The sequence below is a fragment of the Microthrixaceae bacterium genome, from assembly GCA_016702505.1.
Classification (GTDB): domain Bacteria; phylum Actinomycetota; class Acidimicrobiia; order Acidimicrobiales; family Iamiaceae; genus Aquihabitans.
Map to the genome: position 1 here is coordinate 101,685 of JADJDU010000010.1, position 23,553 is coordinate 125,237.

Genomic DNA, 23,553 nt, shown 5'->3' on the forward strand with positions numbered 1-23,553 from the left:
TCTCCACCCTCACCGTTGGCACCACCGCCCGTGGTGGAATCGCTCGGATCGTGAGCGGAAACTGGTCAGGAGCTGGAGCTGGACCCCGACGACGACGCCGCCGATGTCGTTCCCGAGCTGGTCGTCGATCCATTCGACCCGCTCGAAGTTGGTGCGCTTCCACTGGTGTCGCTGGTCGAGGACTTGGTCGATGACGACTTGGAACTGGATCCGGTGTCGGAGCGGTCGGCGTCACGGGTCGAGCCGAAGGAGCCTGCTGACCTGGAGTCGGTCTTGTAGAAGCCAGAACCCTTGAAGGTGATCCCCACGTTCCCGAAGACCTTCTTCAGCGGTCCTTCGCACTCGGGGCAGGTGGTAAGGGCATCGTCGGAGAAGGACTGCACGACCTCGAACTCGTGGTCGCAGGCCTTGCAGCGGTACTCGTAGGTCGGCATGGGTCCTCAAGGGAAGCGGTGGGTCACCTGTGTGTCCGAGTCGTTAGCAGTCTCAGAACGCGACTGCCAGTGTAGGGGTGGACACGCCCGAAGTCCCAGGTCGGTCGGACAGGCCGAAGACGGTCGTGTTGGCCCGTTACCTGCGCGAGACTTGACGGTCGTGACCGCACCTTCCTCGACAGTCCGCAAGGCCGTGATCACTGCGGCCGGCCTGGGCACGCGCTTCCTGCCCGCCACCAAGGCCCAGCCCAAAGAGATGCTGCCCGTGGTGGACAAGCCCGCCATCCAGTACGTGGTCGAGGAAGCGGTGGCGGCTGGCATAGATGACATCCTGATCATCACCAGTCGGTCCAAGCGTTCGATAGAGGACCATTTCGACCGCCAGTTCGAACTGGAGCACCACCTCGCCGAATCGGGAAAGTTCGATCAGCGCGACGCAATCGTCGACCTGGCGTCCATCGCCGACATCCACTTCGTCCGCCAGTCTTCTCCTCTCGGCCTAGGCCATGCCGTGTCGGTGGCTCGCAAGCATGTCGGAGACAACCCGTTTGTGGTCCTGCTGGGCGACGAGTTCATGGACACCACCTCGACGCTGCTCCCCGACATGATGCGGATCCACGACCAGTACGGGCGGTCGGTGCTCGCCCTCCAAGAAGTACCCAACGAGGAGATCCGCCGCTACGGCAGCGTCAAGCCCGAGCGGATCTCGGACAACCTCGTGCAGATCCTCGACCTGGTGGAGAAGCCCGAGCCCGCTTCGGCCCCCTCCAACCTGGCGGTCATGGGGCGCTACATCTTCACGCCGGAGATCTTCGACAAGATCGAGCTGGTGACCCCTGGGGTAGGTGGAGAGATCCAACTCACCGACGCCATCGCCATGCTCATCGCCGACCAGGCCGTCTACGGCGTCACCTTCCAGGGCGGACGCCACGACACCGGAACGGTGCCGGCATACCTGGAGACCATCGTGGAGTTGGCGCTCAGCCGAGACGATCTCGGCCCCGACTTCGGCGCCTTCCTCGCGGACCTGTGTCGTCGCAAGGGCCTGGTCTGAACAGATCGGATACCCAGACGTTGATCCCATTCGATGAGGCCCGGGCCCACGTGGTCGAGCGTTGCCAGTCCTTGGCGCCACGGATGGTCCCGCTGGATGAGGCCCTCGGTTGCGTGTTGGCTGGTCCCGAGGTGGCTCCTGAGCCGGTCCCTCCGTTCGCCAACTCGGCCATGGACGGTTACGCGGTCAGGTCCGATGATGTGGCCTCTGCGTCGGAGACCACACCGGTGCGCCTGAACGTGGTGGGTACGGTGCTGGCGGGCCAGCCCGGAGACCGCCGAGTCGGGCCTGGGGAGGCGGCCAAGATAATGACCGGCGCTCCCATGCCCGATGGGGCCGATGCCGTGGTGGTGGTGGAACGTTCTCGGACCGATGATCCCGGCTCGGTCCTGTTGTTCGAGTCTGCGGTACCCGGTCGCCACGTCCGCCCGGCCGGGGACGACATCGAAGCGGGACAGGAGGTACTGGCCGGGGGAACCGTGTTGAGTGCAGCACACCTCGGGGTGTTGGCCGCGCTCGGTCGTCGAAACCCCATGGTGGTGCCGAGACCAAGGGTTGCGGTGATGTCGACCGGCGACGAACTCGTCGACCACGACGGTCCCTTGGCGCCCGGGCAGATCCGGGAGACCAATCGCCCGACCCTGGTGGCCGCCGCCACTGGGTTCGGCTTCGATGCCGTCGATGCCGGAACCGTTGCCGATGACACCGACGCGATCCGAGCGGCACTGCTGGATGCGGCCCGCACCCACGACGCCGTGATAACCACCGGCGGCGTGAGCATGGGCGACGTGGATCTGGTCAAGGTCGTCCTGGCCGAACTGGCCGACATGGCCTGGATGCAGGTGGCCATCCGGCCAGCAAAGCCCTTCGCCTTCGGTCTGCTGGAAGGCACACCGGTGTTCGGTCTGCCCGGCAATCCGGTGTCGTCGTTGGTCTCCTTGGCCCTGCTGGGGGTACCGGGGCTCCGGGCCCTGGCCGGTCGACCGGACCTCGATCTGCCTCGGGTGCCGGTGAGGGTGTCACACCCGATCGGAAATCGCTCCGATGGGCGCAAGGCCTTCGTCCGGGCCACCGTGACGTGGACCGGGTCTGGTTTCGAGGCTGTTCCAGTGGCGCGACAAGGCTCGCATCAATTGGCGGCGTCGGCAGAGGCCAACGCACTGCTCATGATCGATGCCGAGGCGGCCGAAGGTGCGGTCGTGGACGCCGTGCTGCTCCGGGACCCTTTCGGGCCCTGAAGCACCTCGCCCCTAGCCCCCGATTTGGGACATGGAGCGGGTCGGCCGAGTGAAGTCCACAGCCGAGATGCCATGACCCGCCCACTTGGTGGCCACGGTGGCCTCTATGGCGCGGTCCAGGGCCGAGTCCATGCCGGTGCCGTCGGTGTCCACTCCGTCGACACCGAGCGCCAGACTCGGGTCGCGCACGATGGCCCGCAGATCTGTCTCGGTGGTGGCGAAGAGGCAGGATCGGAGTTGGCCGTCGGCGGTGAGTCGAACCCGGTCACAACTGGCGCAGAACGGTTCGGTGACGCTTCCGATCACGCCGATCTCGCCCTGGCCATCGGCATAGCGGAGGATGCGAGCGGGGCTGTGGCCGCGCTCGCAACTCTCGAGGGGGAACACTCGGTGGATGGTGTCGACGATCTCGCTGGTGGCCACCACTGCGTCGGGGGACCATCGATGGTCGGCATCGAGGGGCATGAACTCGATGAAGCGGATGATCACCCCTTCATCTCGCCCGAACCGGGCGAAGTCGATGATCTCGTCGTCGTTCACGCCGCGGGTGACCACCACGTTCACCTTCACGGGGTGAAGGCCCGAGGCCACCGCTGAGCGTATGCCGGACACCACCCGATCCAGGGAGTCGCGGCGGGTGACGGCGTGGAAGCGATCGGAGCGGAGCGAGTCCAGCGATACGTTCACCCGTCGGAGGCCGGCCTCGGCCAGGACCGGAGCCAGCGTGGTCAGGCGTGAGCCGTTGGTGGTGAGAGACAGATCCACCCGAAGTCGGGCCAGGTCGGAAACCAGTTCGGGGAGGTCTGCCCTAACCGTTGGCTCACCACCGGTGAGGCGGATGGCGGTGAAGCCGTAGCGATGCACGAACCGGCGGGCGATTCGTGCCAGTTCGGCTGCGGTGAGGATCGACTCAGATGGTTGCCACGCCAACCCGTCGGCGGGCATGCAATAGGTGCAGCGGAAGTTGCAGCGGTCGGTCACCGAGATCCGCAGGTCACGGTGGACCCGCGCGAAGCCATCCACCAGGTCGACGATCTCGGTGTCGACGACGGCAGACATGGGAACCGGCCTACAGCCCCAGGTCCAACTCGGGATCACTGGACACCCGGCGGAAGGTGCCCGAGCGTCCCCCCGTCTTCTCCCAGAGCGCCACCTCGCCGATGGTCATGGACCGGTCGGCCGACTTGCACATGTCGTAGATGGTGAGGGCGGCGACCGTCACCGCGGTTAGGGCTTCCATCTCCACGCCGGTGCGATCGACGGTGTCGACGTGGGCCTCGATCTCTATGAAGGAGTCATCGATGTGGAAGTTGACCAGCACGGCGCCCACCAATAGCGGGTGGCACAGCGGGATCAGGTCGGCCGTACGCTTGGCGGCCTGTATGCCGGCCACGCGGGCGACGTTGAGCACGTCACCCTTGCCGACCGCGCCGCGCGCTACCAGCGCGGTGGTCTCGGGCTGCATGTGGACCCGGCCCCGGGCCACGGCCCGACGATGGGATGGATCCTTGGGCGTCACGTCGACCATCCGGGCCCGGCCCAGCGGATCGAGGTGGGTGAGGCGTTCGGGCATGCTGTGAGCTTAGGGTCCTAGCGGAAAGGTCTAGTCGTCGTCGCAACCAGGTTGATCAGACCGAGGCTCCGCCTCGGTTTAACCATGCCGTGCTTATGGGTCGGCTCGCTATCGGCTCGCCTCCTTAGCTTAGGATCCCGTGGTGCCTTCGGTGGCCGTGGTGGATTGAGATCGAGCGGTGAGACGCTGGTCACTGCCCCTGGCAGTACGCGCGGGTTTCGTAGTACATTCGTAACAACCGCAGCACTCCCGTCATGGGGCCCAGGGGTCCTAGGGCAGGGCTGCTTTCCCTTCTGAAATCCGCCTCGGCCACCATCCACCCCGTGGAAGTAGGCCCGGACTACGGTCCCAAACAAGACGAAGGCAGGCCCGGAGCGTGACGATGCTCTTCCTTGTGATCCTGGCAGGTGTGTGGGCGGCGGTTCTGGTTCCGCCGATCCTCAAGTCTCGGCGGGAGGGTCGACCCGGTAGTTCGGTCACGATGTTCCGGGCTCAGCTCTCCACCTTGGAGCGGGCCACGCCCGGGAGCCGACTCAGCGCCGTCCCGACCTACGCCGTACCCCGGTCGCCCGTTGCCCCGCTCGACGCCCGTCGGCGCCGGCGGGATGTGCTGATGGGCCTGTTGGGTGGGTCGGCGTTCACCCTGCTGCTGGCGGTGGCGTTTGGTGGGTTCTTCACCTTCTTGTTCGTGCTCACCGCCGGTCTGTGTGGCGTCTACGTCTACGCCTTGCGCCAGATCCACCTGCGCTCCATGGAGCGGGCGGTGAAGGTGCGGCCCCTGCGGGTTGCAGTCCCCGCTCCTCAGCCGGTACTGGCGCTGCGCCGTTCCGCCAACTGAGCCTGGATCCGCCGAAAGGCAGAGCCTCCCAGCGGAGTTCGGTCTCCGGCTCGCTGGTCGAACGCCATAAGGGGCCGCCCAGGGAGCCGGCCTTGCCTCGGCTCTAACCACTTCGTGCTCATGGGGCGGCTCGCGTGTTTGCTCGCCTGCCCTTTTGTCCGTTCACGCGGAAAGGCCCGGGTGGTGGGAACCCGGGCCTTTCCGTGGGTGTTGGTTCTGAGGCTTCTAGCAGGTCTGGATGAAGGAGTGGACGGTGAAGATGACGGTCTGGCCGTTCACCTTGCCGGTGGCGTACCCGACGCCCACGCCGTTCCAGGTGGTGTTCAAGATGTTGCCGCGGTGGCCGGGGGATGCCATGTAGGCGTCCTCGATCTGGGCCACGGTGCCGCCGTAGCCCACGTTCTCGCCCAGGCCGCACCACCGGGCGGTGATGCCGTCGGCGAGGTTGGAGTGTGAGAGCTTGCCGTCGCGGGCGATCTTCTCGGCCCACGCCTGGGCCTTGGCCTGCGCTTGGGCGTGGATGCCGAGCGCCACCCGACCGTTGGCGGTGCGGTCGGCGTTCAGCTCGCTCTGTACCTGGGACTGGCCGGTGGTGAGGCAACCGCTCAAGACGAGGGCTACGCCCACGGTGGCGGCGCCGGTGGCTCCCCGGCGGAGAGTTTTGGTGAGGGGTGCTGCTGCCATGCTCAAGGTTTCGACATGATCGAGCCGGAACTTGAGCGATAAGACCCGTTATGGGGTGGTGGAGGTGAGGGGAATCGAACCCCTGGCCTCCTCGATGCGACCGAGGCGCTCTACCAACTGAGCTACACCCCCATTGGGGACGGCTCAGCGTAGCGCGCCGGTCTCGGCGCACCGAACGGCTAGGAGGATCTGTCACCACCGCACTGGAACGTGTTCTAGTCTGGCTCGGAGTTCACCCGAGGAGGCAGCTATGCGAATTGTGGTCGACTACGACCTGTGCGAGAGCAATGCGGTGTGCATGGGAATCGCACCCGACGTGTTCGAGGTTCGAGACGACGACCTCCTCTACGTGCTCCAAGAAGAGCCCGACGAGTCGAGGCGTGAGGCTATGGAGCTTGCGGTCGCCCGCTGCCCCAAGCAGGCCATCAGCATCGAGGGCTGAATGCCCGACAACCCAGGGCCGGGAATGCAACCCAGCGCAGGTCGCCCCGATGTCGGCCGGGTGGTGGTGGTTGGTGCATCGCTTGCTGGTATCAGAGCCGCCGAGACCCTCAGGACCATGGGGTTTTCCGGCGACCTGGTGGTCGTCGGCGACGAAGCTCACACCCCTTATGACCGGCCACCCCTGTCCAAGGAGATGCTCACGGCGGAGACCGAGCCCGAGATCGGCCTTCGAGCGGTCAGCAACGGACTCGACGCCACCCTCGAACTGGGCGTGGCAGCAACGGCGCTCCGTGTGCACGACCAGGAACTGGACCTGGCCGACGGAAGGACGATGGGCTACGACGGCTTGGTCATCGCCACCGGTTGCAGCGCTCGCGAGCTCCCGGGGACAACGGGCATGAGTCGGGTCCGCACTCTGCGCACGCTCGACGACGCACGGACCCTTTGCCACCTCCTGAGAAGCGAGGCCCGCCGGGTGGCCGTGGTCGGCGGAGGGTTCATCGGCTTGGAGGTCGCGGCCTCGTGTCGGACCCTTGGAATCGAGGTGACCCTCGTAGAACCACTTCCTCAACCCCTGGCCCGCGTTCTGGGTGAGCCGCTGGGGGCCGTGGTAGCCGACCTACATCGGTCCCACGGGGTAGATGTTCGGGTCGGGGTCGGGGTGTCGACGGTGGAGCAGCGCCAGAGTGGCCCGTCGGATGCGGTTCGAGTCGACCTATCCGACGGCGAGACCATCGACGCCGACGTGGTAGTGGTCGGAATCGGGGTAACCCCCCGAACCCAATGGTTGGAAGGCAGCGGCCTATCCATCGACAACGGCATCGTGTGTGACTCCACGACCCTGGCCGGCCCCGGAGTGGTGGCGGCAGGAGACATCGCCCGCTGGTACAACCCGCTGTTCGACGAGGTAATGCTGGTGGAGCACTGGGAGCATGCCCTCGAAATGGGCAGCCACGCTGCGAAGCGCCTTCTCTCCGATGATGCATCGGCCCTCGACTTCTCACCCGTACCTTGGTTCTGGAGCGACCAGTACGACCGCAAGATCCAGTTCGCCGGTCGGGCGCATCCCGACGACGAGCAGGTGCTGGTGGCCGGCTCGTTGGAGGAAAACCGGTTCTGCGTCGTGTACGGCCGGGCCGGCCGATTGGTGGGGGTGCTCGGCATGAACATGCCAGCTCAGGTGGTGAGGTGCCGGCGACAGATCGCCGAGCAGGTCGACTGGGACGACGTCACCGCCCAAGAACCCAAGCCAGGTTGACGTCGTGACGTCCATGGCCTGGATCTGCGCTGGCGTGGCCGCGATATCGGCCATCGCTGATTGGTGGGCGGTCTGGACCGACCGCCGGCCATTGCGACGGTTCACCAAGCCCGGTGCCTTGGCCTTGCTCATTGCGGTTGCGCTTCTGCTCGAACCATTCGACGAAGGTGTGCGGCGGTGGATGGTGGCCGGGCTGGTGCTCTCCCTTGCCGGTGATGTCTTCTTGCTCGGTGCCGAGCGGTGGTTCGTGGCCGGGCTCGCATCGTTCCTGCTGGGGCACGTGACCTACGTGGTGGCCATGCAGTCCCAGTTCGATTCCTGGGCGGGCATCGCCCTGGGCGTGGTGCTGGTCGGGGTTGCGGTCCTAGCCGTCGCCCGTCGACTGGTGAGAGCGGTGGCAGAAACCAAGAGGGAGATGGTGGCCCCGGTGGTTGCCTACATCTCGGTGATATCGGCCATGGTGATCAGCGCCTTCGGAACATCGTCGCCATGGGCGATCGGCGGGGCCCTGCTGTTCTACGCCTCAGATGCCACCCTGGCCTGGAACCGTTTCCTCGAGCCACGTCGCTTCGGTCCGGTGGCGGTGATGATCACCTACCACGCCGCCCAAGCCGGTCTGGTCGGGTGGTTGGCGGTCGGCTGAGGCCGCCCCCTCCGTCCGGCTGTCCGCCAACTTGTCCGCTCAGACGATGGGTGACTCGCGGTCTCGCTTGGCCGCCAGCACCCGGTTCCGGCCCGACCCCTTGGCCTGGTACATGGCCGCGTCTGCGGCGGCGACCACTGTGTCGGCGGTGTCGGTGGCGGTGAGCACGGCCACCCCGGCCGAGAATGTCTGCTCGCCGGGCGTGGCCTTCTGAAGACGTTCGATTGCCCGGAGGGCCTCGTCCATCTCGGTGTTGGGTAGCGCCACCACGAACTCCTCACCACCCCAGCGGGCCAACACGTCTGGGCTCCGCAACGCATGTGACCAGGCCGCGGCCGCGTCGCGCAGAAGGTCGTCACCGGCCAGATGTCCGAACTCGTCGTTGTAGAGCTTGAAGCGATCGAGATCCATTACCGCGACCGAGAGGGGATGCCCACTGCGACGGGCCAGGTTGATCTCGTGCTCGATCAGCTCATCCCAGGCCCGACGATTGGGGAGCGCGGTGAGGCCGTCGCGGTGGGCCTGGTCGTCGAGAACCTCCATGCGATCGAGCCGGTCGAGCGCTCGGCTCGCATCGACGCCCAACAGGCCGATGGCGCTTCGAACGAACGTAGAGGGTCGCCTCGGCGGCTGTAGCCACCTGGCCTCGGCTACACCGACCGGCTGGTGGAACGGACCGATCGGTACGAGGAGCCGGGCCGCCAGTTGGGGAGGCCAGTTCAGGTCCAGCGTGCCTCGTTCCGCACCGGCTGGGCCGTTGTCGGCGTCATCTGTGGTGGGCCGGCGTTCGAACACGGCCTCCCCTTCGAGAGCGGTCGGGTCGATCTGAGAGGTGGTGGCCTCGAGACGATGCTCGACCATAGAAGAATCCGGTGATCTTCCCGGCTCGACCACCACCATCGGACCCGACGTCGCCTGGCCCGATGGGGTGGACAGGGTCAGCAGCACCGAATCGGCAGCGGTCAGTTCACGAATCCCGGCGCCCAGCACCCCGAGGGGGTCATCGGTCCGGTTCAGGAGCCGCGACACGGCCACCACGGTCTGCATGGTCTGGTCATGGGATCTCAGGGTCCCGATCAGGCTCCGCAAGACCACCCCCAGAGCGGCAGCCACGGCCAGCAGGAGGATGGTGCGAGGCACCTCCTGGCGAACTGGATATCCGTCGAACACCATGACCGGGACCGCCAAGGCGAAAAGGATCTGAGCGAAGGCCAACGCCATGTCGATCCGACGCCCGTACACCGCCTGCCAGATGATGGGCAGAAGGAGGAGGACCCCGAAGCCCGTCGTGCCCTCGGCGTCGATCTCCCGGAGCATCACCACTCCGAGGCAGAACGTGACGGCGGGCAGGTGGCGCCACATGCTCGACAGCCGCTCCCAGGGCATCAACACGATCTGGAAGCCCGACAGCAGCAGCAGGCCCGTCGCCCCCCACAACCAGCGGGCCCGGTTCACATCGGTGTCGGGCACCGTGGCCATGGCCACGGCCAGGATTCCGAGGAGCCCGAAGGGCAGGATCTGGCGGAACCGAGTCCGCCGGGAGGCGGCGGCCCACGACACCGCGCCGGGAAGATCGGCTTGACCCAATGTTTCCAGCACCCTGATCTCCGAGCGGCCAGGGTCCGGTGCTTGGCCTTGCGGCGCCACGGCATCGGGCTTGGCAGATGCTTCGAGTTTCATGGGCTGGGGTGCATCTCCCTCAGACCGCTGGTGGCCAGGTCTTGTCGAAGCAACGGGAGCCGAGCGAACCGGGTGCGATCCAGCGCCAGGCGCCGGCTGCGGCCCGGCGGGTGGTCTCGGTCCAGCGTATGCAGTCCGGGTCGGTGACACGATGCACCACCTGTCTCATACCGCCTTCGCTGATGACGTAACCCGCCCACACCCCGGGGTAGTCCTTGGTGGAGCCGACCTGGGTGGCGACCACCCCTCGACGGTCCCAGTGCCGGTGTCGGTGGGTGTGGCCGCTGGACACGACAGCAGGAACTCCGGTCCGGGCCAATCGTTCCAAGAACCGAACCGATGCGCGCCGCCCCACTCCAACCGGCCACACCTCCTGGAGGGGATAGCGGTGAAGTTGGTGGTGCATGAAGATCAGTGCGATCGAGCCGCCAGGGGTGGACCTCACTGCATCGAGCGCGTCGTCAACCACGTTGACGAGGCCACCGTGGTTGTGGCCGCCGGTCGTCGAATCGACCAGGACCAGGCGATACCCGTCCCCGTCGATGACCTCGAGCGGGCTGGCCAGGTGGAACCCGAATGACACAGCGGCGTCCTCGGGGGACAAGCCGGTCCGAAAAGCTCGATCGTGGTTTCCGGGGACCGCGACCACCGGTACCGAACTGGTGGCCGCCACCTCGGCGTACTGGCGCCACTGGTCCACCTGGCCGTTGTGGGTCAGGTCGCCCTTGGCCACCACCAGCTGCGCACCCCACCGAGTGGCGCCATCGATGGCGGCTGCCGTGCATCGTTGCGGATGGGGGACCGGCGGTAGCGGGTCCTCGACGATGGTGCCCCGATGTCCGAAGGACCTCGCCCCTAGGTGGAGATCGCTCACCGTGCCGATCCGGCTCAGCTCCTGGCCCGGGAGGCGGTCCAGCGTGCGAAGCGACAGGTCGGCGCTGGTCCCCAATGCCGACCCCGAGATCTGGAGCAGGACATCGGTACCAGGGGGCAGGCCGTGGATGACGGTCCCACCCGCTCCGGCATCGAAATCGACTTCGAATGAGATGGTGGGCCCGTGGGTTGAGGCGATGGAGAGCAGGCCAGGTCTCAGTCCTCGCCAGACCAGTTGTGCCGAGGTGTCCTCGATAGCGAACACCTCCAGGTGGGTGCGATGTCTCACCCGAAGTGCTGCTCCAGCGGACCGCCCATCGCCTCGGCCAGGGCCACGGTCACCCACATGCGCTCCAGGTGCTGGCTGACCACCTTGTCGCCCTGGCCGAGAGGGTGGTCTTCGACGAACGATGCGATCAGCGACGCCAGCGCCCGGTCGGTGACGGGACGAACGCCGTCGAGCAGACGGGGCACGGTGGTGGATGGGAAGCGGGCCGCGATCTCGTCCCAACGGTCCTCTACGAAGGCCCAGACCTGTTGATGAGCGTGGCGGTTCGACAAGGCCCGGCGCAGGATGAACGGCCCATCTTGGGTTCGGATCTCGTCGCTCAAGGTGAGAGCGGCCAGTTCCACAACCAGGTCAGGGTCGGCGCTGTCGGCCAGGGCCCCTTGGTGACGGAGACGGTCTTGTGGGGTGGTCGACGATTGGGCCCGGCGGCGCAGCTCGTTCCATGTGTCTCGGTTGGCGGTGGAGGCCATCACCCGCACCACGGCATCGGCCAGGTCTGGACCCAACGTGGGTGCTCCGCTCGGCGAACCCAGGAGGGCGAACCGCTCCCGGGCCAGGTCCAGCTGGGCCCGGTCCCGCCCGAACCGGGCCGAGGCATCGAACAACGTCGCCCGCCGAGCGGTGGTCCGTTCGGACTCGCCGGTCACCGGTTCGGGGCCGCTGGCCACAAGGGCGGGCGAGATCAGGCCCCGACAGAACGACGCGTAACCGTTGGCGGCCGAGGATGGAACCAGTCGATCGAGCGAGCCCAGCACGCCGACCACTCGCTGACACACCGACAGATCGGGGTCCCCGGCCAGTGCTCTGACCACGGTGAGAACCCGGTCCAACGAGCCCTGCCCCGACAGGAGCAAGGCCCACTCGTCCTCTACCAACCCGTAACGCTCCAGGGGTGACAAAGATGTGGCGGCGTGGGCGACCACCCGGTGGAGGTCGTGATCGGACAGTGCCACCCGATAGAAGCCGTGGCCACCGTGGTTGGCGACGATCCAATCGGGGGAACCGGGGAGATCCACGGTGGCCTCGTCGTCGAGCAGGACACGCTGAACGGTGTGTTGTGCTCCGGTGGCAGTGCGGACCAGGACCGGTACCTGGTGGCTGCTGACCGCGGGCGACCGTACCCCGCTGGCCGGATCGGCCCGGAACGAGAACATCTCCCGGTGCATGGACACCGTCGAGCCGTCGGTCTCGACGGTGACGACCGGGTGGCCGGCCTGGAAGATCCAGGAGTCCATCAGTTGCCGGACCGGTTCGCCGGACGATTCCTCTATGGCATCCCACAGATCGGTTGTGTCGGTGTTCCCGTAGGCGTGGGTGCGCAGGTAGTGGCGGATCCCGGCTTGGAAACGGTCCTCTCCCAGGTATTGCTGGAGCATCCGGACCACCGATGCGCCCTTCTCGTAGGTGAGGACGTCGAACATGGCCTCGGCGTCCTCAGCGGTGACCACCTCGTATTCGATGGGACGGGTCGAGGTGAGTGAGTCGGTGTCGAAGGCCATCGACCGGGCCGTCCCGAAATCGACCCAGCGCTCCCACTCGGGGCGGAAGGCATCGACGGTGAGGACCTCCATAAAGGTGGCGAAGGCCTCGTTCAGCCAGATGCCGTTCCACCAGTCCATCGTGACCAGGTCACCGAACCACATGTGGGCGAGTTCGTGGGCGATGACGTCGGCCACTCGCTGCTGTTCGGCCTGGGTGGCAGCCTCCGGGTCGACGAGCAGTGCCGTCTCCCTGAAGGTGATGCAGCCCAGGTTCTCCATCGCCCCGAAGGCGAAGTCGGGAATGGCGATCAGATCGACCTTGTCGCCGGGGTAGGCGATGCCGTACCAGTCGCTCAGGTAGCGCAGCGAGAAGCTCGCCACCTCGGCGGCGAACCCGGTCATTGCAGCGCGCCCGGGCGGGGCGATCACCCGAAGCGGGACACCGTCCACCTCTGCGGTGGCCCCCACCTCGAGGGGGCCGACCACGAACGCCACCAGGTAGGTCGACATCTTGATGGTGCGGGCGAAGCTCACCGATATCCGCCCGTAGGGTAGGGATTGACGGGAGCACTCGGCTGCGTTGGACAGCACCAAGAGATCGTCGGCCACTTCCAACGTGATCGAAAAGGTGGCTTTGAACGCGGGTTCGTCCCAGCAGGGAAAGGCCCGCCGGGCATGGGTGGACTCGAACTGGGTGCAGGCCAGAGTGCGGGATCTGCCCTCGTGGTCGGTGAAGGTGGACCGATAGAAGCCAACCAGCTTGTCGTTGAGGATTCCTGAGAACTCGAGGTGCACCACCGCAGGTCCCAGATCCAAGTCGGTGTCGAGCGACAGAACGGCTTGTTCGGTGGTTTCGTCTAGGTGGACGATGGCGGCCAAGGACCGACCTGCCTGCTCGACGCGGGCTTGGGTGACCACCAGATCCAGGGCGTGGAGGTGAACTGTGGCCACCGGCTCGTGAACGTCGACCTCGATGCTCGCCGTACCCGAGAACGTGGCGTCGACCAGGTCGGGCGCGAGCGTGAGGTCGTAGTGGCGGGGCGTGACTGTGGTTGGCAGCCGGTGGGAGCGGGGCTCGGCATCGACGGGCACGGGATCTCCTCGGTCGGCGAAGTTCTGAGGCTACCGGGGGTGACCAACGGTGAGCGGTACGATCGTCCTCCCTCCGACCATGACTCCCGAAGCTTCTGTGAGCACCCCTGCCGGTTGCCGCCGCGCCCTCCCCGGGGGTGCTGTCGCGCCCGGAAGGCTGACCGTCATGGTGGCTGTGGGGCTGGTGGTGGCAATCGCGGCGGCGGCGCTGTCGTGGTCGCCCGCCGCGCTCGCCCAGCGGCGCAGCGAGCTGACCGACCCCGAGAAGCGTGAGATCCTCGACGACACCTTGGAGCGGGCCCCGCGGGCGCCGGCGTCGCCCGATGACCCGTTCCACGCCGTGCACGTGCATGAACAGGAACGAGACGAGGCCGCGGTCGACCGCCTCAACGCCGCCCAGTTCTTGGAGGCGGCCAACGTTCAGGCCTTCAACGCCGGTCTGGCCCAGACCAAAGCCCAAGAGGTCTCAGACGAAGCCGAGGTCCGCATGGCCCGAGCTCGCCGGGAACTGGAGGCCGAGCGGAAGCGCCTATCGGACCTGACGATCCGGGCGTTCGTGAGCGGCGGCACCGTGGGGGTCGAGGAGTATCGGGCCTATGTGAGCGGTGACACCACCGATCTCGAAGGTGGACGACAGCTCATGTTCAGCCACGTCCTGGCCCGCCAGGAGCGAGTCACTGACCAAGCCCGCCGCTCGCTGGGTAAGGCCCGGGCCGCAGCCGAGGAGGCCCGCACCACCCTGACGGTCGCCACCATCTTCGCCACCGACAGGATGCAGAACGCGCAGCGGATCGGTCTCATGGCCCAGACCGCGGCCGAACGTCACGAGAAGGCCATCGTCGAGGTCGCTACGGCGAAGGATCGCCTGCGGGCTGCGGGTCGTCGGGGCGCCGGTCTGGTACCCGAGAACACCCCGCTGATCGGCATCCCCCGCCTCAGCGCCGAGGACCTGGCCGGCTGGTTCCGACGGTCGGCGTTCCGGCCCCGAGTTTCCACCCCGGTGGAGGACTTCGCCCGCTGGTTCATCGAGGAAGGTCAGGCCGAGGGCATCAGGGGAGACATCGCCTTCGCTCAGGCGGTGTTGGAGACCGGCGGGTTCGCCAACAACGACAGCGTGTTGGCGAACAACTTCTCGGGTATCGGCCACTGCGACACGTGCGAATCGGGTTGGCGGTTCCCGTCACCCCAAATGGGGGTCCGGGCCCAGATACAGCTCCTCAAGTCCTACGCCATCGCGTCTCCCACCTATGTGAACCCCAAGGTCGATTCGCGTCTTCGGGGTCCGGCCGGGTGTTGCCCGACCTGGATAGACCTGACCACGGTGTGGGCCACCGACCCCACCTACGGGCCCAAGGTGATGCTGATCTACAGCGACATCGTCGCCTTCGCTCTGGCTCGGCGAGGCGCGGGGCAGGGATTCGACGACCCCCGACCCCCGATCCCGATGAGGTGATGATCGGAGCGCGGGCCGAGCCGGTGGGAGCAGCCCCGACCGGGTCGTTACCCTCGGTGTCGTGATCTGGGTGTTCGCGCTGATCGGGTTGGTGGCGGTGGTGATCATCGCGCTGGTGGTCGTGGGAGGAGAGACTGCACGCCTGGCTGGCGTGGCCCGACCGGCGGTGTTCGACCTGGGCGAGGCCGTCGACTTCATCGCCGACCGCCTGCCTGGCGACGTTCAGGCTCGCCTCACCCACGATGACGTCCGTTGGGTGCTCCTGGCCGACGCCGACCTGCTCGAGGCCTCCACGGCCGGACCGGCCGAACGTCGCTATCCGTGGAGTCGTCGGCCCGACCAGTCCGGAGACGAGCCCGATGCCATCGTCGAAGAGGAATTGGCGGTGGCCCGGATCCTGGAGCTGTCGGACAGCTCCGGTCGGGCTCTGCTCGACGAGGACATCGTGGCCGTGCTGAACGTTCGTCTCGACTACCTGGCCGCCATCGGCGCCGTCGGCCCCCAGGCCTGACGCTCGAGCAGTGGTGGCTCGGCCAACCTCAGCGTTTCGAGTCGAGGGTTCCATTGGCACCTCGTTCTTCGCGTAGGTTCAGGGCATGACGCGCCCTACCCGCTTCGAGCACAACCAGTACGTCGGAGACAAGCGCACCCAGATCGTGCACGACCTGGATCGATGCTCGGCCGACGTCATCGACGAACTGATGGAGGCGGGGACCTACCTCTCATTCGGGCCCGACACCCTGGTGGAGGCAGCGAACCGGTGCTACAAGCCGCACGGGGCCTGCTGCGCCAGCGGCGGCCAGGACTGACCAACAGATCGTCTCGCTGATCTCCGGTGGAACTTCTGGTCGAGTCCGGAGGGGAGCGGCTGGTCGGCTATCACGTCGACCCACCGGTCAGCGATGGTGACCCGCCGACCCTGGTGGTGTGTCACGGCTACCCGTCGGGGATGGTCGGCTCAGGGGCGCTCGGTCGGTCGTATCCGGCGCTGGCCGACCGGATAGCCAACGAGGGTTGGCGGGTGCTCACCTTCACCTTCCGGGGTTGCGGAGCTTCGTCAGGCGACTTCTCCTTGGGTGGCTGGCTCGATGACGTCCTAGCGGTGGCCGAGACCGCTCGGACGCTTGCCCCCAACCGGGGAGTGTGGCTGGCCGGATTTGGTACCGGGGGTGGCCTTTGCGTGGCCGCGGCCGCTCGCAGGCCGGAGATCCGGGGGGTGGCCGTCCTCGGGTCGCCCGCCGATTTCGGTGATTGGGCATCTCATCCCAAGCGTCTCCTTCGTCACGCCCGTGAGGTGGGGGTGATAACCCGGCCCGATTTCCCGCCCAGCCTCGATGCCTGGACCCGCGAGCTACGTGACATCAAACCGGTGGACGACGCCGCTCGCATGGGTGGGCGACCCCTGCTGGTGCTCCACGGGTCAGATGACGAGTCGGTACCGTCCTTCGATGCCCGGGTGCTCGGAGATGCCCACGGTCACGCTGAGCTCCGGATCGTGGCTGGAGCAGCCCACGACCTGCGCCATGACCCCCGGGCGGTCGCAGTCCTGTTGGGTTGGCTCGACCGCCAACGCCACGAAACCGCGGCCGATGCCGGTTGAGGACCGGGCCGACGTGCCTGCCGATGGCGGCGCGCCTATGGTTTGCTGCTCATGTCCCGGCCCGATTCGGCCGATGACCTAGGAGTCGCCGAGCGTCGCCGCCCGGCCCGCCGACCCGGAGGACCTGCAACCCAATGACCGGCCTACCGGGGCAGCAGAACACCGAAGAGACCGCCGACCTCTCGCTCATCGCTGAGCTGCGGGAGTTGGGAACCTTCGGACAGATGTGGACGGCCACGGTGGTGGTGTTCTGCATCGCCCGGGCTGTCGTGGTGTGGCCGGTACTCCAGAGCCACGGCGTGAACCCGTGGTGGTTCCTGGCCATAGATGTCGGCACCGCCCCGACCTACGGGATCGGACAAGCCATGGGCGTCAAGCTCATGCGAGACGAGAACCGGCCCATGAGCAGCGCCCTGCCCTGGATCGCCATGCTGTTCGTCTCCTTCGTCGCTCCGTATGGGTACCTGCTGACATCGGCCGGGAAGCTCCCTGGCTACGTGGTGGCGGGAGTGATCGCCTGGATGGTGGTGTTCGGTGGGCTGGCCGCCTACCGCATGATGCGGGAGGTTCGGGTGCCCGAGGTCGAGCCCGCCATCTGATTCCCGGCGGGGATCACATCGAGAAGTCGGCCTTGGACCGCCCCGCCGCCTTCTGTGCCTTCTTCCAGGCCCGGACCTCGGCGAAGCGTTCCTTGGAGCTGACATCGGCGGCCGACCGGGGCTGATCGTCGCCGAACGGGGCGACAGCCTCGGCCCAGCCATCGGGTCGCTTACCGAAGCGCTTGGCCAGTAAGGCCACGAAGATCTTGGCCTTCTCCTCACCGAAGCCGGGGATCTCGCCGACCCGTCGGTAGAGCTCGGCTCCGTCGGTGACCCGAAACCAGATCTTTGCTGGATCCCCGCGATAGTGGTCGACCAGGTGCTGGCACACGGCGTGGGCTCGCCGGGCCATGGCCGCCGGGTAGCGGTGGAGGGCGGGCTTCTCACAGAACGCCGCCACCAGGTCCTCGGGATCCATCGCGGCGATGTCGGTGGCGTTGAACCGCTCCCCTAGGCGCTGGCTGAGGGTGAACGGCGCCCGAAACGCCCATTCCATGGGGACCTGCTGGTCGAGCAACATGCCCAGAAGCAGGGCCAAGGGGTCCTCCACCAACAAGGCGTTGGCCTCGTCGTCGTTGGTGATCGGGAAACGAACCTGGCTGGCCATGGCCTGGAGGGTACCGGTTGTCGATCCGGCCAGGTCACGGTCCTACACTCGCCTCAGCCGGCAGTGAGCCGAATGAGAGGTGGTTCTGTGGCTACCAACCAGGCATTGGATCGTAGAGCTACCAGTTGGGGGCTGGTGGCGGTGGCGATCGTGGTGGCCATCACCTTCTTGGGCAGCGGTCAGCTCGCCTGGTTCGACGCTGCCCTGGTCGGCTACCTGTTCGGCACGGTGTTCGCGGTGTTCGGGGTGGTGTACCGCTACATCGTGTGGACCCGTCGTCCCCCCACCGCCATGTTGAACCGCCGGGGGTGGGATGCGTTCCGGGCGTCCAAGGCCCGCAACCTGGTTGCCCTGCCTTCGCTGGTGGGGACCCAGCTCATCGCCCAGACCTTCATCTACCGTCGATCGAAGGCCCGGTGGCTGGCCCACCAACTGGTGTTCTGGGGTTGCATCCTGGCCGCCATGATCACCTTCCCCCTGACCCTAGGCCTGTTGCACTTCGAGAGCGTGGGTCAGGACGCGGACCGCTACAAGGTGTTCGTCTCTGGATTCGGCACCGCCTCGTTCAACGCCGACACCATCATCGGTTGGACCATCTTCCACGGCCTCGACATCGCCGCCGTGCTGGTGCTCGCCGGGGTCTTCATCTTCCTGCGGCGCCGCCTCAGCGACCCCGGCGCGCTCGCCGTGGAACGGGGCGGCGACTTCTTGGTGCTGGCCGGCCTCTTCGCCGTCTCGGTGACCGGGCTGTTCCTGACCGTGTCGAGCATGTGGCTCCACGGCCAGTTCTATTCGGCCCTCAACACCCTGCACGCCCTGACCGTGATCCTCGGTCTGATGTACCTGCCGTTCGGCAAGCTGTTCCACATCTTCCAGAGACCGGGGAACCTGGGCGTTGCCTACTACCGCCAGGCCAACGAAACGGGTGAAGCCGCAACCTGTCGACGCTGCGGTGAGGGGTTTGCCAGCACCCAGCAGATCGCCGACCTCCAAGAGGTCCTGCCCCAGGTCGGGTTCGACTACGGGATCGACGGTGGGGGCAACTACCAGGACACTTGCCCGAAGTGTCGTAGAGCGAGCGTGACCCTGGCCCAGGTGGCCAGGGTGGGAGGTTTCGGCTGATGGCCCGCCAACCATTGAGTGAAGAGGAACTGGTCGCTCGGTTCGGCCCTCACCTCAACGAAGCTCCCCCCGGCGGGTGGGACTCCGACGTGGAGATCGACAAGGTGGTTCAGACCCACTGCTGCTTCTGTGGACAGCAGTGCGGCATCAAGTTGAAGGTTGCCGACAACCAGGTGGTGGGCTTCGAACCCTGGTACGAGTTCCCCTTCAACGAGGGCAAGCTGTGTCCCAAGGGAGTCAAGCGGTACCTCCAGGGCGGTCACCCCGATCGGCTTCTCAGCCCGATGGTGCGAGACGAGTCCGCGCCCGGTGGTTTCCGGGAGATTGGCTGGGACGAGGCGCTCACCAAGGTGGTATCGGAGATCCAGCGGATCCAGGCCACCTATGGCGATGACGCCTTCGCCATGTTGTCGGGAGTGTCGCTCACCAACGAGAAGAGCTACCTGGTCGGCAAGTTCGCTCGCCTGGCTCTGCACACCGCCAACCTGGACTACAACGGCCGCTTCTGCATGGTGTCGGCCGGGGCCGGCAACAAGAAGGCCCTGGGCATGGACCGGGCGTCCAACCCGTGGAGCGACATCCCCCTGGCCGACGTCGTGTGGGTGGCTGGCTCCAACATCGCCGAGACCTTTCCCATCACCACCAGCTACATCTGGCGGGCCCGAGACCGGGGCGCCAAGCTCATCGTGCAAGACCCCCGCGTCGTGCCGTTGGCCCGCACCGCGGACCTGTTCCTGCCGGTACGGCCCGGGACAGACTCGGCCCTGTTCGGAGCGGTGCTGCACGAGTTGATCCGCCACGACTGGCTGGACCACGACTTCATCGACGCCCATACCGTCGACTTCGACGCCGCTGCCGCTGCGGTGGCCGACATGACCCCGGCCTGGGCGGCCGAGGTGACCGGGGTCCCAGCCGGTCGCATCGAGGAAGCCGCCGAGCTGTGGGGTACTTCGGCCACCGGGATGTTGATGCACGCCCGCGGCATAGAACAGCACACCAAGGGTGTCGACAACGTGTTGTCGGCAATCAACCTCGGCCTGGCTACCGGCAAGTTCGGCAAGCCCGGATGCGGGGTCACCACCATCACCGGCCAGGGCAACGGCCAAGGTGGCCGGGAGCACGGTCACAAGTGCGACCAACTCCCGGGCAACCGAGACATCACCAACCCCCAGGACCGAGCCGTGGTGGCCGCCGCGTGGGGGGTGGACGAGTCCGAGATCCCTGGCAAGGGCCTGGCTGCCACCGAGCTGATCGAGGCCATCCACGACGGATCGATCAAGGGACTGTTGTCGATCTGCTTCAACCCGGTGGTGTCGGCCCCCGATTCCAACTTCACCGCCGAAGCCCTCGACAAGTTGGAGTTCTACGCCGCCATCGACTTCTTCTTGTCCGAGACCGCCACCCACGCCGATGTGGTGCTGGCCGGTTCGCTCCACGAGGAGGACGAGGGCACCTCGACCAGCGGCGAGGGGCGGATCATCAAGATCAACCAGGCCGTCGACCCGCCCGGCGAGGCCCGCAAGGACTGGGAGATCCTCGTCGACATCGCCCGCCGGCTCGGCAAGGGCGACCTGTTCGACTATTCGAACACCGAACAGATCTTCACCGAACTCTGCCGGGCGTCATCGGGCGGCAAAGCCGACTACACCGGAGCCACCTGGGCTCGCATCGAGGACGAGATGGGTCTCTTCTGGCCCGTGCCCGAGGTCGGCCACCCCGGTACCCCCCGGTTGTGGGAGGGCGGCAAGTTCGCCCATCCCGACGGTAAGGCCCGGTTCCACGGGGTGCCGTTCAAACCGCCGGCCGAATCCGTCGACGACGACTACCCGCTGTGGCTCACCACCGGTCGGGTGGTGAGCCAGTACCTGTCGGGGACCCAGACCCGACGCATCGCCGGCCTGGTCGCCCAGTACCCCGAGCCGTTGTGCGAGATGCACCCCCGCCTGGCCGAGACCCTGGGGGTGGCTAACGGTGACCAGGTGACGGTCAGCTCCCGGCGGGGCGAGATCACCCTGCCCGCCGCGGTGGTCACCACCATTCGACCCGACACCGTGTTCATTCCCTACCACTGGCCGGGCAAGAAGGCGGCCAACCAGCTCACATTGAGGGCGGTGGATCCGATCTCTCGGATGCCCGAGTTCAAGGTGGCGGCGGTGAAGGTGGTCAAGGCGACCGCGGCTGACGGGGAGGGGGTGGCCCAATGAAGGCCACCCGCTACGCAGTGGGCGAACGGCCGGTGTTCGTCATCGACCAGAGTCGATGCATCGGTTGTGAAGCCTGCGTACAGGCCTGCCAGGAGTGCGGCACCCACCGGGGTCAGTCCCTGATCCACCTGGAACGCATCGACCGGGTGGCCAGCACCCAGACCGCTCCGATGGTGTGCATGCACTGCAAAGACCCCACCTGTGCTCAGGTGTGCCCAGCCGACGCCATCAAGCAGAACGAGTTGGGCGTGGTGCAATCCGCGCTCAAACCCCGGTGCATCGGTTGTTCCAACTGCGTGCTGGCCTGCCCCTTCGGGGTACCGAAGTACATGGCCGACTTCGACCAGATGATGAAGTGCGACATGTGCTTCGACCGCACGTCGGAGGGCTACGCCCCCATGTGTGCATCGGTGTGCCCCAGCGAAGCCCTGTGGTACGGGACGGCCGAGGAGTTCAAGGAGAACCGGCGCGGTTCGCTGGTCGACGACTGGTTGTTCGGCCGTCAGCAGGTGTCGACCAAGGTGTTCGCGGTGGTCGACGACCTGGCCGAGGGGCCGATAGATGTGGCCCCGTCGACCTATCGGTCGTGGCTGGACGATCCCTTCGCCCTGGAGGAGAACAGCAGATGACACAACCAGACGAACCGATCTGGAAGCGGGACTTCCCCTACCAGGCCGTAGGCGAGGACGAGGTGACCAGGCGGGAGTTCGCCAGGTTCCTGGTGGCCGGGGCCGGCGTCATGGCGGCGGGCAACGTCGGGTTCGCAGCCTGGACCCAACTACGAACCATCAACACCGGTGAACCTCGCAAGATCGTGGCACTGTCGGAGGTTCCAGTCGGGGAGACCCACCTGTTCCGCTACCCCACCGAAGCCGATCCTGCGGTCCTGGTCCGCCTCGATGACCGTGAGGTGGCGGCGTTCAGCCAGAAGTGCACCCACCTGGGCTGCGTTGTGTACTTCGAGGCCGAGGAGAACCGATGGCACTGTCCCTGCCACGAGGGGAACTTCGACGCCGCCACCGGCGAGGTGCTGTCGGGGCCTCCGCCTCGGCCGTTGGGCAAGATCGAGGTCGAGCTGAGGGGCGATGAGATCTGGGCCTTGGGAGCGTCGGTATGAGACCGGCCCGCTACGCGCCGCGAACCACCGGAGCGGTGGTGGTGTACGTGGTGATCCTGGTGGCCTTCCAGGTGTTCCTCCTCACGGTGGCAGTCGAAGCCTTCTCTGCCGACGACGAGTCCTTGGCTTGGTCGACGGCGGTTGTGTCGGTGGTTCTCGCCGGGGCCTCCACCGTGCTCTACCGCTACCTGCGGCCATGACCCGATTCGGTGCCGCGGTTAGCTCGAACGTCCGTACCCTGTTTCCTGGCTATTTCGCCATGGTCATGGCCACCGGCATCATCGCCATCGGGTCGGTGCAGCTCCGATACCAGTGGTTGGCTGATGGTCTCTACGCTGTCGCCGCCATCGCCTATTGCGTGCTGGTGGTCTTGCTGGCATCGAGGCTGGTCATTGCCCGAGAGCTCCTGATCACCGACATCACCAGCCACGCCAAGGGATTCGCGTTCCTCACCACGGTGGCGGCCACCAACGTGTTGGCCAGCGCATCGGCCCTGGTCCACGGGTGGTGGGGACTGGCGTGGCCCATGTGGTGGTTCAGCCTCGCGTTGTGGGTGACCTTTGTCTACGCCACCTTGGTGGCGGTGGTGTTGGAGTCACCCAAACCCGGCCTCGAGAAGGGAATCAACGGCACTTGGTTCCTGCTCACCGTGTCCACCGAATCGGTTGTGGTCACCGGGGCATTGCTGTTCCCCCGCCATCCCAGCGACGCCTTGGCTTTCGGTCTGCTGGGAGGCTTCCTACTCGGCCTGGTCCTATACCTGATCGTGATGACCATGGTGTTCCTCAGGTGGACGTTCCTGGAGCTGAGCCCGACCGAAGCCGATCCGCCGGCGTGGATCGCAGCCGGCGCTCTGGCCATCACCGTCCTGGCCGGATCAAACCTGTTGCTGGCGCGGGACGCGTCGGTCCGCTTGGACCGCCTGGCCCCGTTCGTCGAGGCGGTGGTGATCCTCGGCTGGGCCACGGCATCGTTCTGGTTTCCGTTGATGGTGGCCATCCGGGGTGTGGCGCCACGTCATCAACAAGGTTCCGCTGCGCTACCACCCGTCGTACTGGGCGATGGTGTTCCCGCTCGGGATGTACGGCGTGTCCACGTTCCGCATGAGGGTCGCCATCGAGCTCGAGGTCCTGGAGTGGTTACCTCGAGCCACCCTGGTCCTGGCTCTGTCTGCATGGACGCTCCTGGCCGTCGGCCTGGTCAGCCAGGCAGCCCAGGCGATGGGTCGCTTGCGGTCGGGAGGCGAGCCCGCAGGCTGACCGAGACCGAG

At 66.6% G+C, this 23,553-nt stretch carries 25 protein-coding genes and 1 tRNA gene; 17 read left to right on the forward strand and 9 right to left on the reverse strand.

Features of this window, described 5'->3' with window-relative positions:
• Window positions 1-65: 65 nt before the first annotated feature.
• Entirely contained in the window at window positions 66-434 is a 369-nt protein-coding gene (locus IPG97_11510; protein ID MBK6857143.1) for an FmdB family transcriptional regulator, read from the reverse strand.
• Here IPG97_11510 and galU point away from each other — a divergent pair.
• Both galU and IPG97_11520 read left to right on the forward strand, forming a co-directional pair.
• A complete protein-coding gene (gene galU / locus IPG97_11515; protein ID MBK6857144.1) occupies window positions 433-1,488 on the forward strand; it encodes a UTP--glucose-1-phosphate uridylyltransferase GalU in 1,056 nt (351 codons plus the stop codon). The two genes, IPG97_11510 and galU, sit on opposite strands and share 2 nt — an antisense overlap.
• Window positions 1,489-1,508: 20 nt before the next feature.
• Complete coding sequence (locus IPG97_11520; protein ID MBK6857145.1) at window positions 1,509-2,726, forward strand: molybdopterin molybdotransferase MoeA; 1,218 nt, start codon at window positions 1,509-1,511, stop codon at window positions 2,724-2,726.
• 12 nt (window positions 2,727-2,738) lie between these two features.
• On the opposite strand, the gene moaA is transcribed toward IPG97_11520, so the two are convergent.
• Window positions 2,739-3,785 (reverse strand): GTP 3',8-cyclase MoaA, encoded by a 1,047-nt coding sequence (gene moaA, locus IPG97_11525; protein ID MBK6857146.1) that lies wholly within the window; start codon window positions 3,783-3,785, stop codon window positions 2,739-2,741.
• A 10-nt stretch (window positions 3,786-3,795) separates the two neighbouring features.
• Complete coding sequence (moaC, locus tag IPG97_11530; protein ID MBK6857147.1) at window positions 3,796-4,299, reverse strand: cyclic pyranopterin monophosphate synthase MoaC; 504 nt, start codon at window positions 4,297-4,299, stop codon at window positions 3,796-3,798.
• 382 nt (window positions 4,300-4,681) lie between these two features.
• Here moaC and IPG97_11535 point away from each other — a divergent pair, with 382 nt between their 5' ends.
• Window positions 4,682-5,137, forward strand: coding sequence for a hypothetical protein (locus tag IPG97_11535; protein MBK6857148.1), 456 nt, complete (start codon window positions 4,682-4,684; stop codon window positions 5,135-5,137).
• 225 nt (window positions 5,138-5,362) lie between these two features.
• Here IPG97_11535 and IPG97_11540 read toward each other — a convergent pair whose 3' ends face one another.
• Both IPG97_11540 and IPG97_11545 read right to left on the reverse strand, forming a co-directional pair.
• Window positions 5,363-5,821 (reverse strand): hypothetical protein, encoded by a 459-nt coding sequence (locus IPG97_11540; protein MBK6857149.1) that lies wholly within the window; start codon window positions 5,819-5,821, stop codon window positions 5,363-5,365.
• A 56-nt stretch (window positions 5,822-5,877) separates the two neighbouring features.
• A tRNA-Ala gene (locus tag IPG97_11545) sits at window positions 5,878-5,953 on the reverse strand.
• Window positions 5,954-6,071: 118 nt separating this feature from the next.
• On the opposite strand from IPG97_11545, the gene IPG97_11550 reads away from it, so the two are divergent.
• The 3 genes from IPG97_11550 to IPG97_11560 are packed head-to-tail and all read left to right on the forward strand — an operon-like array spanning window position 6,072 to window position 8,166.
• On the forward strand, window positions 6,072-6,263 hold the full coding sequence (locus IPG97_11550; protein MBK6857150.1) for a ferredoxin: 192 nt from the start codon (window positions 6,072-6,074) through the stop codon (window positions 6,261-6,263).
• Window positions 6,264-6,287: 24 nt separating this feature from the next.
• The gene (locus tag IPG97_11555) at window positions 6,288-7,523 is read left to right on the forward strand and encodes an FAD-dependent oxidoreductase (GenBank protein ID MBK6857151.1); all 1,236 of its coding nucleotides are present in this window, start codon (window positions 6,288-6,290) and stop codon (window positions 7,521-7,523) included.
• Between the two features lie 4 nt (window positions 7,524-7,527).
• Window positions 7,528-8,166: a lysoplasmalogenase gene (locus IPG97_11560; protein ID MBK6857152.1), complete on the forward strand. Its 639-nt coding sequence runs from the start codon at window positions 7,528-7,530 to the stop codon at window positions 8,164-8,166.
• Between the two features lie 39 nt (window positions 8,167-8,205).
• Here the strand turns inward: IPG97_11560 and IPG97_11565 are convergent, their stop codons facing one another.
• From IPG97_11565 to IPG97_11575, 3 genes are read right to left on the reverse strand one after another with little or no spacing between them, the layout of a single operon-like run.
• Window positions 8,206-9,846, reverse strand: coding sequence for a GGDEF domain-containing protein (locus IPG97_11565; protein MBK6857153.1), 1,641 nt, complete (start codon window positions 9,844-9,846; stop codon window positions 8,206-8,208).
• 19 nt (window positions 9,847-9,865) lie between these two features.
• Window positions 9,866-11,008 carry a metallophosphoesterase gene (locus IPG97_11570; GenBank protein ID MBK6857154.1) on the reverse strand — a complete coding sequence of 381 codons (1,143 nt, stop codon included), beginning with the start codon at window positions 11,006-11,008 and terminating at the stop codon, window positions 9,866-9,868.
• Window positions 11,005-13,581: a M1 family metallopeptidase gene (locus tag IPG97_11575; protein ID MBK6857155.1), complete on the reverse strand. Its 2,577-nt coding sequence runs from the start codon at window positions 13,579-13,581 to the stop codon at window positions 11,005-11,007. Before IPG97_11575 ends, IPG97_11570 begins: the two co-directional genes overlap by 4 nt.
• 166 nt (window positions 13,582-13,747) lie before the next feature.
• Here IPG97_11575 and IPG97_11580 point away from each other — a divergent pair, with 166 nt between their 5' ends.
• The 5 genes from IPG97_11580 to IPG97_11600 all read left to right on the forward strand — a co-directional run bounded on the left by IPG97_11580 (window position 13,748) and on the right by IPG97_11600 (window position 17,233).
• A complete protein-coding gene (locus tag IPG97_11580) occupies window positions 13,748-15,034 on the forward strand; it encodes a glucosaminidase domain-containing protein (protein MBK6857156.1) in 1,287 nt (428 codons plus the stop codon).
• Between the two features lie 61 nt (window positions 15,035-15,095).
• Window positions 15,096-15,545, forward strand: a complete 450-nt coding sequence (locus tag IPG97_11585) for a hypothetical protein (protein ID MBK6857157.1) — start codon at window positions 15,096-15,098, stop codon at window positions 15,543-15,545.
• Window positions 15,546-15,630: 85 nt separating this feature from the next.
• The gene (locus IPG97_11590) at window positions 15,631-15,843 is read left to right on the forward strand and encodes a hypothetical protein (protein MBK6857158.1); all 213 of its coding nucleotides are present in this window, start codon (window positions 15,631-15,633) and stop codon (window positions 15,841-15,843) included.
• 26 nt (window positions 15,844-15,869) lie between these two features.
• Window positions 15,870-16,634 (forward strand): alpha/beta fold hydrolase, encoded by a 765-nt coding sequence (locus IPG97_11595; protein ID MBK6857159.1) that lies wholly within the window; start codon window positions 15,870-15,872, stop codon window positions 16,632-16,634.
• Between the two features lie 134 nt (window positions 16,635-16,768).
• Complete coding sequence (locus tag IPG97_11600) at window positions 16,769-17,233, forward strand: hypothetical protein (protein MBK6857160.1); 465 nt, start codon at window positions 16,769-16,771, stop codon at window positions 17,231-17,233.
• 13 nt (window positions 17,234-17,246) lie between these two features.
• On the opposite strand, the gene IPG97_11605 is transcribed toward IPG97_11600, so the two are convergent.
• The gene (locus IPG97_11605; GenBank protein ID MBK6857161.1) at window positions 17,247-17,840 is read right to left on the reverse strand and encodes a Fe-S cluster assembly protein HesB; all 594 of its coding nucleotides are present in this window, start codon (window positions 17,838-17,840) and stop codon (window positions 17,247-17,249) included.
• Window positions 17,841-17,927: 87 nt separating this feature from the next.
• Between IPG97_11605 and IPG97_11610 the strand changes: the two genes are divergently transcribed.
• The 6 genes from IPG97_11610 (at window position 17,928) to IPG97_11635 (ending at window position 23,542) form a co-directional block, all read left to right on the forward strand.
• Window positions 17,928-18,962 (forward strand): MFS transporter, encoded by a 1,035-nt coding sequence (locus IPG97_11610; GenBank protein ID MBK6857162.1) that lies wholly within the window; start codon window positions 17,928-17,930, stop codon window positions 18,960-18,962.
• Window positions 18,962-21,166, forward strand: a complete 2,205-nt coding sequence (locus tag IPG97_11615; protein ID MBK6857163.1) for a molybdopterin oxidoreductase family protein — start codon at window positions 18,962-18,964, stop codon at window positions 21,164-21,166. The genes IPG97_11610 and IPG97_11615 overlap by 1 nt, the downstream gene beginning before the upstream one ends.
• A complete protein-coding gene (locus tag IPG97_11620; GenBank protein MBK6857164.1) occupies window positions 21,163-21,795 on the forward strand; it encodes a 4Fe-4S binding protein in 633 nt (210 codons plus the stop codon). Before IPG97_11615 ends, IPG97_11620 begins: the two co-directional genes overlap by 4 nt.
• The gene (locus tag IPG97_11625; protein ID MBK6857165.1) at window positions 21,792-22,283 is read left to right on the forward strand and encodes a ubiquinol-cytochrome c reductase iron-sulfur subunit; all 492 of its coding nucleotides are present in this window, start codon (window positions 21,792-21,794) and stop codon (window positions 22,281-22,283) included. The genes IPG97_11620 and IPG97_11625 overlap by 4 nt, the downstream gene beginning before the upstream one ends.
• On the forward strand, window positions 22,280-22,483 hold the full coding sequence (locus tag IPG97_11630; protein MBK6857166.1) for a hypothetical protein: 204 nt from the start codon (window positions 22,280-22,282) through the stop codon (window positions 22,481-22,483). Before IPG97_11625 ends, IPG97_11630 begins: the two co-directional genes overlap by 4 nt.
• Window positions 22,484-23,344: 861 nt before the next feature.
• A complete protein-coding gene (locus tag IPG97_11635) occupies window positions 23,345-23,542 on the forward strand; it encodes a hypothetical protein (protein MBK6857167.1) in 198 nt (65 codons plus the stop codon).
• Window positions 23,543-23,553: the final 11 nt, after the last annotated feature.